General features: G+C 60.6%; 14 protein-coding genes. 5 read left to right on the forward strand and 9 right to left on the reverse strand.

From position 1 onward, the window contains the following. Positions 1–139: 139 nt before the first annotated feature. Together clpA and clpS are read right to left on the reverse strand one after the other, a co-directional pair. Positions 140–2,446 (reverse strand): ATP-dependent Clp protease ATP-binding subunit ClpA, encoded by a 2,307-nt coding sequence (gene clpA, locus ASR47_RS05375; RefSeq protein WP_065306727.1) that lies wholly within the window; start codon positions 2,444–2,446, stop codon positions 140–142. After that, on the reverse strand, positions 2,443–2,745 hold the full coding sequence (gene clpS / locus ASR47_RS05380) for an ATP-dependent Clp protease adapter ClpS (protein ID WP_065306728.1): 303 nt from the start codon (positions 2,743–2,745) through the stop codon (positions 2,443–2,445). Before clpS ends, clpA begins: the two co-directional genes overlap by 4 nt. A gap of 323 nt (positions 2,746–3,068) precedes the next feature. Between clpS and cspE the strand changes: the two genes are divergently transcribed. Then, positions 3,069–3,272, forward strand: coding sequence for a transcription antiterminator/RNA stability regulator CspE (cspE, locus tag ASR47_RS05385; RefSeq protein WP_008446468.1), 204 nt, complete (start codon positions 3,069–3,071; stop codon positions 3,270–3,272). A gap of 71 nt (positions 3,273–3,343) precedes the next feature. Here cspE and icd read toward each other — a convergent pair whose 3' ends face one another. Beyond that, complete coding sequence (gene icd, locus ASR47_RS05390; protein WP_065306729.1) at positions 3,344–4,597, reverse strand: NADP-dependent isocitrate dehydrogenase; 1,254 nt, start codon at positions 4,595–4,597, stop codon at positions 3,344–3,346. A 162-nt stretch (positions 4,598–4,759) separates the two neighbouring features. On the opposite strand from icd, the gene ASR47_RS05395 reads away from it, so the two are divergent. Both ASR47_RS05395 and ASR47_RS05400 read left to right on the forward strand, forming a co-directional pair. Next, positions 4,760–5,320, forward strand: a complete 561-nt coding sequence (locus ASR47_RS05395) for a pseudouridine synthase (RefSeq protein ID WP_065306730.1) — start codon at positions 4,760–4,762, stop codon at positions 5,318–5,320. Between the two features lie 67 nt (positions 5,321–5,387). Beyond that, positions 5,388–5,825, forward strand: a complete 438-nt coding sequence (locus ASR47_RS05400; protein ID WP_065306731.1) for a DUF192 domain-containing protein — start codon at positions 5,388–5,390, stop codon at positions 5,823–5,825. Between the two features lie 87 nt (positions 5,826–5,912). On the opposite strand, the gene rpsT is transcribed toward ASR47_RS05400, so the two are convergent. Further along, entirely contained in the window at positions 5,913–6,179 is a 267-nt protein-coding gene (gene rpsT, locus ASR47_RS05405; RefSeq protein WP_010395935.1) for a 30S ribosomal protein S20, read from the reverse strand. 297 nt (positions 6,180–6,476) lie between these two features. Between rpsT and murJ the strand changes: the two genes are divergently transcribed. Then, a complete protein-coding gene (gene murJ, locus ASR47_RS05410; RefSeq protein ID WP_065306732.1) occupies positions 6,477–8,024 on the forward strand; it encodes a murein biosynthesis integral membrane protein MurJ in 1,548 nt (515 codons plus the stop codon). A 58-nt stretch (positions 8,025–8,082) separates the two neighbouring features. On the opposite strand, the gene ASR47_RS05415 is transcribed toward murJ, so the two are convergent. Continuing rightward, a complete protein-coding gene (locus tag ASR47_RS05415; RefSeq protein WP_065306733.1) occupies positions 8,083–8,607 on the reverse strand; it encodes an FxDxF family PEP-CTERM protein in 525 nt (174 codons plus the stop codon). A 477-nt stretch (positions 8,608–9,084) separates the two neighbouring features. Between ASR47_RS05415 and ASR47_RS27830 the strand changes: the two genes are divergently transcribed. Next, on the forward strand, positions 9,085–9,780 hold the full coding sequence (locus ASR47_RS27830) for a PEP-CTERM sorting domain-containing protein (protein WP_245714264.1): 696 nt from the start codon (positions 9,085–9,087) through the stop codon (positions 9,778–9,780). Positions 9,781–9,837: 57 nt separating this feature from the next. Here ASR47_RS27830 and ASR47_RS05425 read toward each other — a convergent pair whose 3' ends face one another. From ASR47_RS05425 to ASR47_RS05440, 4 genes are read right to left on the reverse strand one after another with little or no spacing between them, the layout of a single operon-like run. Next, entirely contained in the window at positions 9,838–10,890 is a 1,053-nt protein-coding gene (locus ASR47_RS05425; protein WP_082988756.1) for a TIGR03790 family protein, read from the reverse strand. A gap of 52 nt (positions 10,891–10,942) precedes the next feature. Then, a complete protein-coding gene (locus ASR47_RS05430; protein WP_065306735.1) occupies positions 10,943–12,379 on the reverse strand; it encodes a mannose-1-phosphate guanylyltransferase/mannose-6-phosphate isomerase in 1,437 nt (478 codons plus the stop codon). Between the two features lie 18 nt (positions 12,380–12,397). After that, a complete protein-coding gene (locus ASR47_RS05435) occupies positions 12,398–13,645 on the reverse strand; it encodes a glycosyltransferase family 4 protein (protein WP_065306736.1) in 1,248 nt (415 codons plus the stop codon). Further along, positions 13,626–14,936, reverse strand: coding sequence for a nucleotide sugar dehydrogenase (locus tag ASR47_RS05440; protein WP_065306737.1), 1,311 nt, complete (start codon positions 14,934–14,936; stop codon positions 13,626–13,628). Before ASR47_RS05440 ends, ASR47_RS05435 begins: the two co-directional genes overlap by 20 nt. Positions 14,937–14,950 lie beyond the last annotated feature (14 nt).

The raw sequence follows: 14,950 nt of genomic DNA on the forward strand, positions 1-14,950 counted from the left end.
CAGGCGGCATGGACCTTATGTCGATACCGGACAACAATTCTGGCATAAAGCGCCCCGAAGAAAACCTTCTTTATTACCCATATGAACGTAAAAAAACCCGCTACACTTGCGTGGGCGGGTTTTTTGAAGAGCCAGAGACTTATTCGACTTCCACCGTTTCCGGTGCGGCCGTTGGCGCCGCGTCAGGCGGTTCCGGGAACTCCAGCAAGACCTGATCCTTGTCGTCGAGGTCGACCGTGATCTTGCCGCCGGACACCAATCGGCCGAACAGCAGTTCGTCGGCCAGCGCCTTGCGGATCATGTCCTGGATCAGGCGCGACATCGGCCGCGCGCCCATCAGCGGATCGAAGCCTTTCTTGCCGAGGAAGGCACGCAGCTTCTCGGTGAATACGGCTTCGACTTTTTTCTCGTGCAGCTGCTCTTCCAGTTGCATCAGGAACTTGTCGACCACGCGCAGGATGATTTCCTGGTCCAGCGCGCGGAAGCTGATGGTCGCATCGATACGGTTGCGGAACTCCGGCGTAAACATGCGCTTGATGTCGGCCATCTCGTCGCCTGCCTGCTTGGAGTTGGTAAAGCCGATCGAGGCCTTCTGCAAACTCTCCGCGCCCGCATTGGTGGTCATGATGATGATCACGTTGCGGAAGTCGGCCTTGCGGCCGTTGTTGTCCGTCAGGGTGCCGTGATCCATCACTTGCAGCAGGATATTGAAAATGTCCGGATGGGCTTTTTCAATTTCATCGAGCAGCAACACCGCATGCGGCTTCTTGGTGATCGCTTCGGTCAGCAGGCCGCCCTGGTCGAAACCAACGTAACCCGGCGGCGCACCGATCAGACGGCTCACCGCGTGGCGCTCCATGTACTCCGACATGTCGAAACGGATCAGCTCAATGCCAAGGATAAACGCCAGTTGCTTGGCCACCTCGGTCTTGCCGACGCCGGTCGGACCGGAGAACAGGAAGGAGCCGATCGGCTTGTCCGTCTTGCCCAGGCCGGCGCGCGCCATCTTGATGGCCGAGGCCAGCGCTTCGATGGCCGGATCCTGCCCGAACACCACGTTGCGCAGGTCGCGGTCGATGGTTTGCAGCTTGCTGCGGTCGTCCTGGTTGACCGTTTGCGGCGGGATGCGGGCGATCTTGGCAATGATGTCCTCGATCTCGCTCTTGCCGATGGTCTTTTTCTGCTTGGACTTCGGCAAGATACGCTGCGCCGCGCCCGCTTCATCGATGACGTCGATCGCCTTGTCGGGCAGATGGCGGTCATTGATGAAGCGCGCCGCCAGCTCGGCCGCCGTCGACAGCGCCGATTGCGAGTATTTCACGCCATGATGCTCTTCGAAGCGTGACTTGAGGCCGCGCAGGATCTGCACGGTCTGTTCGACGGTCGGCTCGTTGACGTCCACTTTCTGGAAGCGGCGCGACAGCGCATGGTCTTTTTCGAACACGCCACGAAATTCCGTGTAGGTGGTCGCACCGATGCACTTGAGCTGGCCATTGGCCAGGGCTGGTTTCAGCAGGTTGGACGCGTCCAGCGTGCCGCCCGAGGCCGAGCCCGCACCGATAATGGTGTGGATCTCGTCGATGAACAGAATGCCGTGCGGATTGTCCTTCAACTGCTTGAGCACCGCTTTCAGGCGCTGCTCGAAGTCGCCGCGGTATTTGGTACCGGCCAGCAAGGCGCCCATGTCCAGCGAATAGACGACGGCGTTTTGCAGGATTTCCGGCACGTCATTTTGCGTGATGCGGTAGGCCAGGCCTTCGGCGATCGCCGTCTTGCCCACGCCCGCCTCGCCGACCAGCAGCGGATTGTTCTTGCGGCGGCGGCACAGGATCTGGATCACGCGGTCGACTTCGTCCTCGCGCCCGATCAGCGGGTCGATTCGCCCTTCGGCGGCGGCCTTGTTCAGGTTTTGCGTAAACTGGTCGAGCGCGCTTTCCTTCGGTTGGCCTTCGGCCCCCGCTGCGCCCTCTTCCACGCCTTCCGACGCTTTCGCGCTTTCGGTCGACTGGTCCTTGCGCACGCCGTGGGAAATGAAATTGACCACGTCCAGGCGCGTCACGCCCTGCTGGTGCAGGTAGTAGACCGCATGCGAATCCTTTTCGCCGAAGATCGCCACCAGCACGTTGGCGCCGGTCACTTCCTTCTTGCCATTCGATGCCGACTGCACGTGCATGATGGCGCGCTGGATGACGCGCTGGAACCCCAGCGTCGGCTGGGTGTCGACCTCGCCCGTGCCGGGCACGGTCGGCGTGTTATCGCCGATAAAGTTGGTGAGGGTCTTGCGCAGGTCGTCAATATTGACCGCGCAGGCACGCAATACCTCGGCAGCGGAGGGATTGTCCAGCAGTGCCAGCAGCAGATGCTCAACCGTGATGAATTCATGCCGTGCCTGCCGAGCTTCGACAAACGCCATGTGCAAACTTACTTCCAATTCCTGCGCAATCATACTTCCTCCATCACGCACTGCAGGGGATGCCCCGCCTTGCGCGCATGCGTTAAAACGAACTCCACTTTGGTACACGCTATATCTTTAGAGAACACGCCGCACACTCCTTTGCCGTAGCGGTGAACACTGAGCATGATTTGCGTCGCCGTTTCACGATCCTTGTTGAAATACTCCTGAATGACGGCGACCACGAATTCCATCGGGGTGTAATCATCATTGAGCAAGGCTACCTGGTAGAGCGGCGGCGGCTTCAGGGCTTGCCGCTCCAGCAGGGCTTCTGTGTCGTGCTTGGTTGCCATACGCTTATTCTAATGCTTTCACAGTGGTTGTCATGCGCAATATCTGCGCCTTTCCAATTGTTTTCAATCTTACGCGTTTTCTCACTACAGCGCAGATGGCGACCCTGTCGTCAAAATCAAGAGTTGCTTTTTTGGTGGCCGTGAAGAAATTGGCAAGATCAGTGGAAAAGCGCTTGACTTCAATATTTATTCCGCCAACAATGCGGTATCGACTGTTGCAGTAATATGTACAGCTTGATAAGAAGTGAGACGTCGAGGAGGGGGCAAGAAGCTTCTTGCTTTTATGGCTCGTGTGATTTGTTTTAATTTTGAAAGTTCTTTTTATGGCAACAGGTACAGTTAAGTGGTTCAATGATTCCAAAGGCTTTGGCTTCATCACTCCAGATGATGGCGGCGAAGATTTGTTTGCTCATTTCTCCGCAATCAACATGAACGGTTTCAAGACCCTCAAAGAAGGTCAAAAAGTTCAATTCGAAGTCACGCAAGGCCCTAAAGGCAAGCAAGCTTCCAACATCCAGTCCGCCTAAGCTTCTTTCGGCCCTCAGATGTGAAAAACCCCGTTTGCGAACGGGGTTTTTTTTGGCCTGCCGTTTTTACACTACATGCTCTCGACCATGACCTCGCCAAAGCCCGAGCACGACACCTGGGTCGCGTCCTCCATCAGGCGCGCAAAGTCATACGTCACGCGCTTCGAGGCGATCGCCTTTTGCATCGCGGCGATGATCATCTCGGCTGCTTCGACCCAGCCCATATGGCGCAGCATCATTTCCGCCGATAAAATCAAGGAACCGGGATTGACCACATCCTTGCCCGCATACTTGGGCGCCGTGCCGTGGGTCGCCTCGAACATGGCGACCGAGTCGGACAGGTTGCCGCCCGGCGCGATGCCGATGCCGCCCACCTGGGCCGCCAGCGCGTCGGAAATATAGTCGCCATTGAGGTTCAGGGTGGCGATCACGCTGTACTCGACCGGACGCATGAGGATTTGCTGCAAAAAGGCGTCGGCGATCGAATCCTTGACCGTGATGTCGCGCCCGGTGCGCGGATTCTTGAACTTGCACCACGGGCCGCCATCGATCAGTTCGGCCCCGAATTCCTTTTGCGCCAGCGCATAGGCCCAGTCGCGGAAACCGCCCTCCGTGTACTTCATGATATTGCCTTTGTGCACGATCGTCACGGAAGGCTTGTCATTGTCGATCGCATATTGCAGCGCCTTGCGCACCAGGCGCTCGGTGCCCTCGACCGAGACCGGCTTGATGCCGATGCCCGAGGTTTCCGGAAAGCGGATCTTTGTCACGCCCATTTCATTGACGAGGAAATCGATCAGTTTTTTCGCGCCGGCCGAACCCTGCTCGTATTCGATGCCGGCATAGATATCTTCCGAGTTCTCGCGGAAGATCACCATATCGGTTTTCTCGGGCGCCTTCAGCGGCGACGGCACGCCCTTGAAGTAGCGCACCGGACGCAGGCACACATACAGGTCGAGCTGCTGGCGCAGCGCCACATTGAGCGAACGCATGCCGCCGCCCACCGGCGTGGTCAGCGGCCCCTTGATCGACACCACATAGTCTTTCAGCACCGCCAGGGTTTCCGATGGCAGCCAGCTGTCGGCACCGTAGACACGCGTGGCTTTTTCGCCGGCAAAAATTTCCATCCAGCTGATCTTGCGTGCGCCGCCATAGGCCCTGGCCACCGCCGCATCGACCACCTTGATCATCACCGGCGTGATATCGCTGCCGGTGCCATCGCCCTCGATAAAGGGAATGATGGGCTGGTCGGGCACGTTCAGCGAAAAATCGGCATTGACGGTGATTTTTTGTCCGTCAGCAGGTACTGTAATATGTTGGTACATCAAAATCTCCGAATGGAACTGCGATGGCAGCGTTCACGAACAGGTGATGGCAAAGTCTTCTATAAGATATAAGACGATGCAGGCTTCTCATTATGCACCACTATAGTACACGGCGCCACGCCACACCGGCGGCGCCCGCCCCTTTTGCGTCAAGATAACACCATGCCACTCATACTTTTTAACAAACCGTTCCAGGTCCTGTGCCAGTTTTCGCCGCAGGACGGCCGGATCACCCTGGCCGATCACCTGAGCATACCGAATATCTACCCGGCCGGCCGGCTCGACGCCGACAGCGAAGGGCTGCTGCTGCTGACCGACGACGGCCGGCTGCAGCACGCCATCAGCCACCCCGACCGCAAGGAAGCGAAGACCTACCTGGTGCAGGTCGACGGCGTGCCGGACGCGGCCAGCCTGGCGCGGCTGCAATCGCCACTGGACCTGGGCGACTTTATCACCCAGCCCTGCCAGGCCGTGCGCATCGCCGAGCCGGACTGGCTGTGGCCGCGCCATCCGCCGATCCGCGCGCGGCTCGACCAGCCCACCGCGTGGCTGGCGATCACCTTGAAAGAAGGAAAGAACCGGCAAGTGCGGCGCATGACGGCGGCCGTCGGCCTGCCCACCTTGCGCCTGGTGCGCAGCAGCATCGGCCCGTTCTCGCTGGCCAGCCACCCCTTGATGCCCGGCGAATGGTGCGAAGTGCCCGCCGCCGCGCTGGCCAAATAAGCCATCTTGCTTGACGGTTGGCGCGCCAGCATGGCTTAATCGCCGCTTCACCGCTACTGTCTTGCACATGAAAAAATTTTTGATCTGTAGCAGCCTGGCCGTTGCGATGGCGGCGCAGGCGCAAAACCCGCAGCTGAAGACGGTGCAACTGTCAGCTGGCAAGCATCTGATCGTGGCCGAGCTGGCCGCCACGGAAGAGCAGCGCGAACTGGGCCTGATGTACCGCGACAGCCTGCCCGTCAACGGCGGCATGCTGTTCGTGTTCGGCGCCCAAGGCGCGCTGTGCATGTGGATGCGCAATACGGAACTGCCGCTGTCGGTGGCGTTTCTCGACGCGGCCGGCAAGATCATCAATATCGAGGACATGCAGCCGCACACGCTCGACAGCCATTGCTCGACCAGGTCGGTGCCGGCGCGCTATGCGCTGGAAATGAATCTGGGCTGGTTTCGGCTGCGCAATATCAAGCCGGGCATGCTCATCGGCAATCTCCCTGCGCAAAAATAACCGGCACAACGCGAAAAAACCCGCCAGAACAAGTCTGCGGGTTTTTGCTTTTCATCCAGCGCCAGCGAACTGGCGCGCAGTGGAATATTAAGCCGACAGTGCTTTCAAAGCAGCTGCCAGACGGCTCTTGTGGCGAGCTGCCTTGTTTTTGTGAATGATCTTCTTGTCAGCGATACGGTCGATGGTCGACACGGAAGCCTGGAAGATTGCAGCAGCTGCTGCCTTGTCACCGCCCTGGATCGCTTTGCGAGCAGCTTTGATAGCTGTGCGCAAGGTCGAACGCTGGGACGAATTGTGTGCGTTTTGCTTAACTGCTTGACGAGCGCGTTTGCGCGCTTGTGCGGTATTTGCCATGGAATTTCCTAAAACAGGGTCAAAGTGCGTTTGCAAACATTAGTGTTTGCCAACCGGTGCGTTCTGTGCGTCTGCCGAACCATGTGTGCCAAACCAGTGCCTGTCAAACATTAGTGTCTGCGTAACAGAATTCTGTACAGCCTTCGATTATAACGATATTTTGCGGCGAGGGCAATTCAAAAAAAACGCTATCGGCATCGACAGGGCAAAAAACGGCACGGTCCGGGGGCTAGGCGCCGTGATTATTACGACATGTTAACCGTTTGCACGGGCCGCGCCCAGCTATAATCTGCCCCCATGAACTTGCTCAGAACCCTCGCCGCCATTTCCAGCATGACCATGCTGTCCCGAGTCACCGGATTATTGCGCGAGAGCCTGTTCGCGCGCGCCTTTGGCGCCGGCGCCTATACCGATGCCTTTATCGTCGCCTTCCGCATTCCCAACCTGCTGCGCCGCCTGTTCGCCGAAGGTGCGTTCTCGCAAGCCTTCGTGCCGATCTTGTCGGAATACAAAAACCAGCATGGCCAGGAGGCCAGCAAGCAGTTGGCCGACCATGTCGCCACCACGCTGGTCTGGGCCACCCTGCTGGTCTCCATCGTCGGCATAATCGGCGCGCCATGGTTCGTGTATGTGATCGCGACCGGCCTGAAGCAGGACCCGGGCGCCTTTGACGCGGCCGTCTGGATGACGCGCCTGATGTTCCCTTATATTACTTGCATGTCGTTCGTGGCGCTGGCCGGCGGCATTCTCAATACCTGGCGCGAATTCAAGATTCCCGCGTTTACACCAGTGCTGCTGAACCTGTCCTTTATCGCCGCCTCGCTGTTCCTGGCGCCGCACCTGGCGCAGCCGATCTACGCCATGGCCATTGCCGTGTTTGTCGGCGGCCTGCTGCAGGTGGCGATCCAGATCCCGGCGCTGGTCAGGATCGGCATGCTGCCGCGCCTGTCGATCAATCCGGCCATCGGCCTGGCGGACGGTGGCGTGCGGCGCGTGCTGAAAAAGATGGGACCGGCCGTGTTTGCCGTCTCGGCTGCACAGATCAGCCTGATGATCAACACCAGCATCGCCTCGCGCCTGGCCGAAGGCAGTATTTCCTGGCTGTCGTATGCGGATCGCCTGATGGAGTTTCCGACCGCCATGCTGGGCGTGGCGCTGGGTACCATCTTGCTGCCGAGCTTGTCGAAAGCCAATGTCGATGGCGACAAGACGGAATACTCGTCACTGCTGGACTGGGGCCTGCGCCTGACCTTTCTGCTGGCGTTGCCGGCGGCGGTCGGCATGGCCACCCTGGCCACGCCGCTGATCGCCACGCTTTTCCATTACGGCAAATTCTCGGCCGAATCAGTGGCCATGTCGACCGAGCCGCTGGTCGCCTACAGCCTGGGTTTGCTGGGCATCATCCTGGTAAAAACCCTGGCGCCGGCGTTTTATGCGCGCCAGGATATCCGCACGCCCGTCAAGATCGCCATCGGCGTGCTGATCGCCACCCAACTGATGAACTGGCTGTTCGTACCCTACCTGGCCGTCGCCGGCCTGGCCCTGTCGATCGGCCTGGGCGCCTGCCTGAACGCCACTTTCCTCTACTGGGGCTTGCGCCGCCGCGGCATCTACACGCCGAAACCGGGATGGCTGGTGTTCTTCCTGCGCCTGCTGCCGGCGCTGGCCGTAATGGGCGGCGTGGCCGCCTATGGCGCCACCCGCATCGACTGGATCGCCATGCAAGCGCACCCGTTGTTGCGCGCCGGCACCCTGGGCCTGCTGATTTGCCTGTGCGGCGTGGCCTACTTCGGCACGCTGCTACTGGCCGGCTTCCGCTTCCGCGATTTCAAGCGCACCGCCTGAGCCATGTCGACATAAAAAAAACCGCCGCAGCGGTTTTTTTCGTTTCAGCCAATGACAATCAGGCAGGCCTGTTGCCGCGGCGGCGCGCCACAGCGCCGACCAGCGCCAGGCCGGCCAGCATCATGGCGCAGGTTGCCGGCTCCGGCACCGGCAGGGCCGCGACGGTCGCGACATATTGCGAACGAGCAATAGCGGTAGTACCCGTAATGTCCACGCGATAGTTGCCGGCAGCCAAAGGCGCCGCCCAGCTCAGGCTTTGGCTTGAGCTGCCTGGCGTGGCCGACAGTGCACCGTAGGAGATGCCGCTGTCGACACCGACCAGCGAGCCGGCAAAATCAGTGATCGCGCCTTCCGCCACCGAAAACGTTTGCAGCGCACCGAATGAGCTCGACGATGGCGTCAGCAGCTGGAAAAACCAGCTGTCGGTGATTGCGGTGCCACTGTCGATAAACTTGGCAGACGCCTTTGATGCGGTGTCAGCGCCAAGCGGATCCAGGCTGCCCAAGGCGTAGTGGTCAGCGACAGCACTGAACGACGCTGCCGTCAGGACACCAGCAACAATCAATTTCAATTTCAGCTTCATGGATGCGTTTCTTCAAAATGAATAAATGGCCGCGACGTGCTGACTATTTGCAGATACCGGAAGTACCAGAATTTACAATGACATAATTACATCAAATAAATTACAATAATTTTATTATAGTTTCTTAATTGAAATAAATTCACTATCAAAATAGTTGCCAGACTTTCGTACTTCCCAACGGAAAATATCGCTGCTGCCGTTCACCGCCAGTCACGGGCGCGCCTGCAACACAATGCGGTGGTGCCAACGGCAGACTCGACACTGAACATAAAAATATGATATATTTCCTACAAATAAGTTTTGTTCCTGATAATGACTAAACAAGACGCACTACCCGCAGGTTCAGGCCCCATCCACGCCTGGCCTTGAAAAGCACGCCTTTCCCGGCACAAAACGGTCGCAGGGGGAGGTGGCTGCAACATGCGCGACAACGGCGTCACCAGTGACGCTTCGCACCTGCTTTTTGAGAGAACTATCGTGTCCACATCGATTTTTACCCGTTCGACCGGGCCTGCCTTGCTGCTCGCCGCCACCATGATGGCGTTGGCCGGCAATGCCCAGGCACAAACACAAGCGCCAGCGCAGCCCGGCGAAAACCAGAAAAGCTGCCAGGCCAGCACCAACAGTGCGGATGGCAAGGCCAGGGACGCCAACCTCGACGGCACCTACAGCGCCTGCAGCCTGGCTGATGGTTTTATCAGTGGCAGCACGCGCGCCAACGACGGCAAGAAGCCGGTACCGGAATTTAACGGCGTAATGTCGGACCAGGAATTGCGCAAGTTCGATTCCAGCGATGGTACGCATCGCCTGGCGATCAACGCGCTGCCAGGCAAGGAAACGACAGTGCCTGGCGGCACGGTGCTGTCTGCCGACGACAACAGCTTTCGCTTCCGCACGCGCGACTTCGTTGCCGCTGAAGAAATCTATCCACTCGACGACACTGCGGCCTATGGTGCGGCAGGCCGTGCCGTGAGCCGCAGCAGCGCCGCCTCCCTCGGCGAAAGCGCCCCGCTCAGCACCGGCGGCGTGGGCGGCGGCGCCGCCGCTGGCGATCTCAACACCAACGGCGGACTGGTGCCCGCGGTGCCGGAGCCGGGAACCTGGGCCATGCTGCTGGCCGGACTGGGCCTGCTAGCCCTGGCGGGACGGCGCAAGCTGACCGCAAAGACATAAGCAAAAGGCCCGCAAGGGCCTTTTTTGATTCATCGCGGTTGGAGAAAATCCTGCCCGTCAGCGCCGGAAACGCGCATACGGCGCGGCCAGCGGATCGCCGATGAACAGGCCCTGCGCCGGCCAGGCCACGCTGCCCCAGTAGGCCTCGAGCGCGGTGCTGCCCGACAGATAGCGGCGCAGCAGCACGCTGGGCTGGGGAAACTTCTGCCAATAACTGCAAGGCTCGCTGACGGTGCCGTAGCTGGCGGTGGCCCCCGCTTCCAGCCAGCGCTGGCTGCTCATCTGCTGCGTGCCTTGCAAATCGCCGCCAAACGAAGTGAGGTGATCGGCCAGCGCACCGGGCAGGAAACGCAGGGTGTCGAGCTTGGCCACCTTGGCCATGCCGGTCTGGTAGACCATGATGTCCTGCGCGCCGTCCAGGCTGTCCGCCTTCAGGTGCCTGATGGCCAGCTTGCGCTGGGCCAGCATGCCGGGCGGCGGAAACAGCGGCGCGCGGCTGTTGCGCGCCGCATCCGAGGTCGTCAGGTAATAGGCGCTGGCCGCCGGCGGCGAAAAGCCGCTGACGGCGCCACGCTCGGCCACCGCCTTGGCCTCGTCGACGAAATCGACGGGCAGCAGCATCGCCAGGCGCAGGCCCAGCTCGGTATAGGGCTGGGCCACATTGCTGTTGAAATACGGGCTGGGCTTGCCAGGGTCGCAGGTTTTGGCGCATTGCCCCGCGTCGTAGCCCAGGGTAAATGCCGAGGTGATGGAGTTGCACTCGACGGCATAGGGCGCGCTCCACACCATCAGCACGGCCTGGATGCCGGGTTTCAACTGGGCGTCGATGCGCTCCTTGAGCTGCTTGAACTGGTCCATGCTCAGCTTGCGGGGCCGGTTCGGAATAGTCACATGCGCGACATTGGCGGCCGGAATACCATGCACCTGCCGGTAGTATTCGCCCACTTCGGCGCTGTTCGGTTCGGCGTCGTTGATGATGATGGCCAGTTGCGATGGCTGCAGGCCGGCGCCTGCGGGCGGCGCATCGGCACTGGCCTGGCCGCAGAGGGCAGCGGCGGCCGTCGCCAGTGTCAGACTAAGAAAGGTACGCAATGAGTGGTCGCCGGTCATGTGGAAAATCGCAGGCAGCCTGGGCTGCCCGCCCGCCGACGATTATAGCGCCCTACATGCGTTGATAAACATCTTCCAGCCGCACGATATCATCCTCGCCCAGATAGCTGCCGGACTGCACTTCGATCAGGTGCAGCGGCAGCTTGCCCGGATTTTCCAGGCGGTGCGTCATGCCGATCGGAATATACGTCGATTCATTTTCCGTCAGCAAGGTGACTTTCTCGCCACAGGTCACCCTGGCCGTGCCGCTCACCACCACCCAGTGCTCGGCCCGGTGATGGTGCATCTGCAGCGACAGCTTGCCGCCCGGATTGACGGTGATGCGCTTGACCTGGAAGCGCTGGCCCAGGTCGATGCCTTCGTAGCTGCCCCACGGCCGGTACACCTTGCGGTGCTGCACATGTTCGCTGCGCCCCTGCTGTTTCAGGTGGTCGACCACCTGCTTGACTCTTTGCACCTGGTCCTTGTGGGCCACCAGCACGGCGTCATCGGTTTCCACCACGACCAGGTCGCGCACGCCCAGCACGGCCACCAGGCGGCGCTCGGCACGCACCAGGCAGTTGCTCACGCCATCGAGATACACGTCGCCGCGCACCACGTTGCCGCTGGCGTCGCCCTGCTGCACTTGCCACAGCGCCGACCAGGAGCCGACATCGCTCCAGCCGATGGCAGCGGGCAGCACCACCGCATGCGCCGTATGTTCCATTACCGCATAGTCGATCGAATCGGAAGGGCTGCCGGTAAACGCTTTTTCGTCGAGGCGGCAGAAATCGAGGTCGCGATAGCCATCGCGCACGGCCGCCACGCAAGCGTCCAGCATGGCCGGCTGCAAGCGGCCAAGTTCGCTCAGATAGCGCTCGGCGCGGAACAAAAACATGCCGCTGTTCCAGTAATAATTGCCAGCTGCAAGGAAGGACTGCGCCGTCGCCAGATCCGGTTTTTCGACGAAGCGTTCGACCCGGCAAGCGCCCTGCCCCGCTTCGGCGGCGACGGGCAGGCCGGCGCGGATATAGCCATAGCCCGTCTCCGGCCCGGTCGGCACGATGCCGAAAGTGGCCAGCGCGCCCTCCAAGGCCAGTGCGGCCGCCGCGATAATCGCCCGGTGAAAGGCGGCCACGTCGGTGATCACATGGTCGGCCGGCAGCACCAGCATCAAGGCCCCGGGGTCGATCGCCAGCAGATACTGCGCCGCCACCGCCACTGCCGGCGCCGTATTGCGGCCCACCGGTTCGAGCACGATGGCCAGCGGTTCGAGCTTGATTTCGCGCAGCTGCTCGGCCACCATGAAACGATGTTCATTGCCGCATACCACCAGCGGCGGCATTACCTGGCAGACCCCGCCCGGCAGGCTGTGCGCCCGCAGCGCCGTTTCCTGCAGCATGGTGTTGTCGCCCACCAGGGGCAGCAGTTGCTTGGGCAGCACGGCGCGCGACAGCGGCCACAAACGGGTGCCGGAACCGCCCGACAGGATCACTGGATATATCTTCATCGCGACCTTTCTGAGTGTTTATTTGCTCATTTGCAGCGCCGGCGCGGCACCGGGAAACAGGCGCGCATAAGCGGCCAGCAACTTCGGCGCTTCGTACTCCCACTCCAGCTCGTTGATCACGCGGTGGCGGCCAAACGCACCCATCTGTTCGCGGCGGGCCGGATCGTCGAGCAGCTCGACGATCTTGCGCGCCATGTCGACCGGGTCGTTCTTGAGCGCATACAGCGACGCCTGCTGGGCCGAGACCTTGCCCTCGACCAGGTCGAACTGCACGATCGGCTTGCCCAGCGCCATGTATTCCATGATCTTGTTCATGGTCGATTTGTCGTTCATGTCGTTGGCCACGTCCGGATTCACGCACACGTCCGAGGTATTGAGCATCTCCAGCAGTTGCTGGTCCGGCACGCGGCCGGTGAACGTCACGTAATCGGCGATGCCCATCTCCTGCGCCAGCTGCTTCATCTGTTCCAGCGAGGTGCCGCCGCCGACCAGGCCGAACTGCACGTCGTGGCGTCCCAGCGTCTGCACGATGTACTGCGCCGCCTGCAGCAGCAGGTCGATGCCTTCCTGGGCGCCCATCACGCCGACATAGCCGACCAGGTAGTTGCGGCCTTTTTTCAGTGCGGGCACCGGCGGCAGCACGCGCAAGCGGTCGAGCTTGGGCCCGCTGCGCACCACGTAGACGTCTTCGGGTTTCATGCCGCCGCGTTCGATGGCGATCTTCTTGTACGACTCGTTGGTGGCGATCGACACGTCGGCGCTGCGGAACGACCAGCGCTCGAACAGCACCATCAGCTTGTAGAAAAAGTCGCGCCGGCCGAACTTGGCTTCGTACAGTTCCGGATTGATGTCGTGGTGGTCGAACAGAAAACGCTTGCCCATGGCCAGCTTGAAAAAACCGCCGATCAAAAACAGCAGGTCGGGCGGATTGCAGGCGTGGATGACATCGAAGCCGCGCGCGAAATGCACCTTCCACGCCAGGCGGAAGGTGTGGAACAGCGCCAGCGAATATTCGACCAGGTAGCCCTTGGCGCCTTCGGCCTCCAGCGGCAGGTGGTAGCGGTAGATATGGATGCCGTCGATCGCCTCGTAGCGCGACTCGTAGCCCTTGCCGGTCGGGCAGATGATCGACACTGCATAGCCATTCGCATGCAGGGTGGTCGCTTCCTGCCAGACGCGCCGGTCGAATGGCGACGGCAGGTTTTCCACCAGGATCAATACCCGGCGCGGCTTGCCGCCCGCGGCATTACCAGCAGATGCCGTCATATTGCTCTCCACTTTGATCCTTGCTGATGCGCACCAGGTCGACGATATGCTGGTGCGGCTTGATGCTTGCCGGTACGGTCTTGAATTCGGCCGCGCCATTGCCGATCACGATGGTGTCGGCAAAGTCCAGCACGTCCTGCATATTGTCCACCATCAGCTTGGAGATATGCGGAATATGGTTCAGGATGTAATCCTGGTTGGCGCCCGTCAGCGCGGCCAGGTTGACGTTCTTGTCGTACAGTTTCAGCTCGTAGCCCTTGCCCAGCAGGTATTCGATCACATCGACCAGCGGCGACTCGCGCAGGTCGTCGGTGCCGGCCTTGAACGAAAAGCCCAGAATACCCACCTTGCGCGCGCCCTTGTCGACGATCATCTTGACGCCTTTTTCCACCTGCTTCTGGTTCGACGGCAAAATCGAATTGAGCAGGGGCAAATCCAGGTCCAGCGTGCGCGCCTTGTAGGTCAGCGCGCGCACGTCTTTCGGCAGGCAGGAACCGCCAAACGCAAAACCCGGCTTCATGTAGTACGGCGACAGGTTGAGCTTGGTATCCTGGCAGAAGATGTCCATCACCTTGTGGCCGTCGATGCCGACCGCCTTGCAGATATTGCCGATCTCGTTGGCGAACGCCACTTTCACGGCATGCCAGGTGTTGTCGGTGTACTTGACCATCTCGGCCGTTTCCACATCGGTACGCACCAGCGGCGCATCCATCTTTTGATACAGCTGCACCAGCAGCGCGCCGGCCTTTTCGTCGGACTCGCCGATCACCGTTTTTGGCGGATGGTAGTAGTCGTGGACGGCCGTGCCTTCGCGCAGGAATTCGGGGTTGTTGCACACGCCAAAATCGACGCCGGCCACCTTGCCCGAGGCCGCTTCCAGGGTCGGGATCACCAGCGAACGCATCGAACCGGGCAGCATCGTGCTGCGCGCGACGACCACGTGGAAGGTGTCTTTTTCGGCAATCGCCGCGCCGATTTCCTGGCACACCTTGCGCACATGGCTCAGGTCGAGGTTGCCATTGAGCTGCGATGGCGTGCCGACGCAGATCAGCGACATGTCGGAACCGAACACGGCGTCGCGCACGTCCGCCGTGGCGCGCAGATGGCCGCTTTTCACGGTGGCGGCGATCATCTCGCCGATGTCCTTTTCAATGATCGGCGTGGCGCCCTGGTTGATCAGGTCGACCTTGGTCCTGTTCGGATCGACGCCGATCACTTCGTGGCCGTCGGTGGCCAGGCAACCGGCGGAGACCGCGCCCACATAACCCAAACCAAAGATGCTAATTTTCATGTTTTTCCTCGTTA

It is taken from the genome of Janthinobacterium psychrotolerans (genome assembly GCF_001677885.1).
GTDB classification, from domain to species: Bacteria; Pseudomonadota; Gammaproteobacteria; order Burkholderiales; family Burkholderiaceae_D; genus Janthinobacterium; species Janthinobacterium psychrotolerans.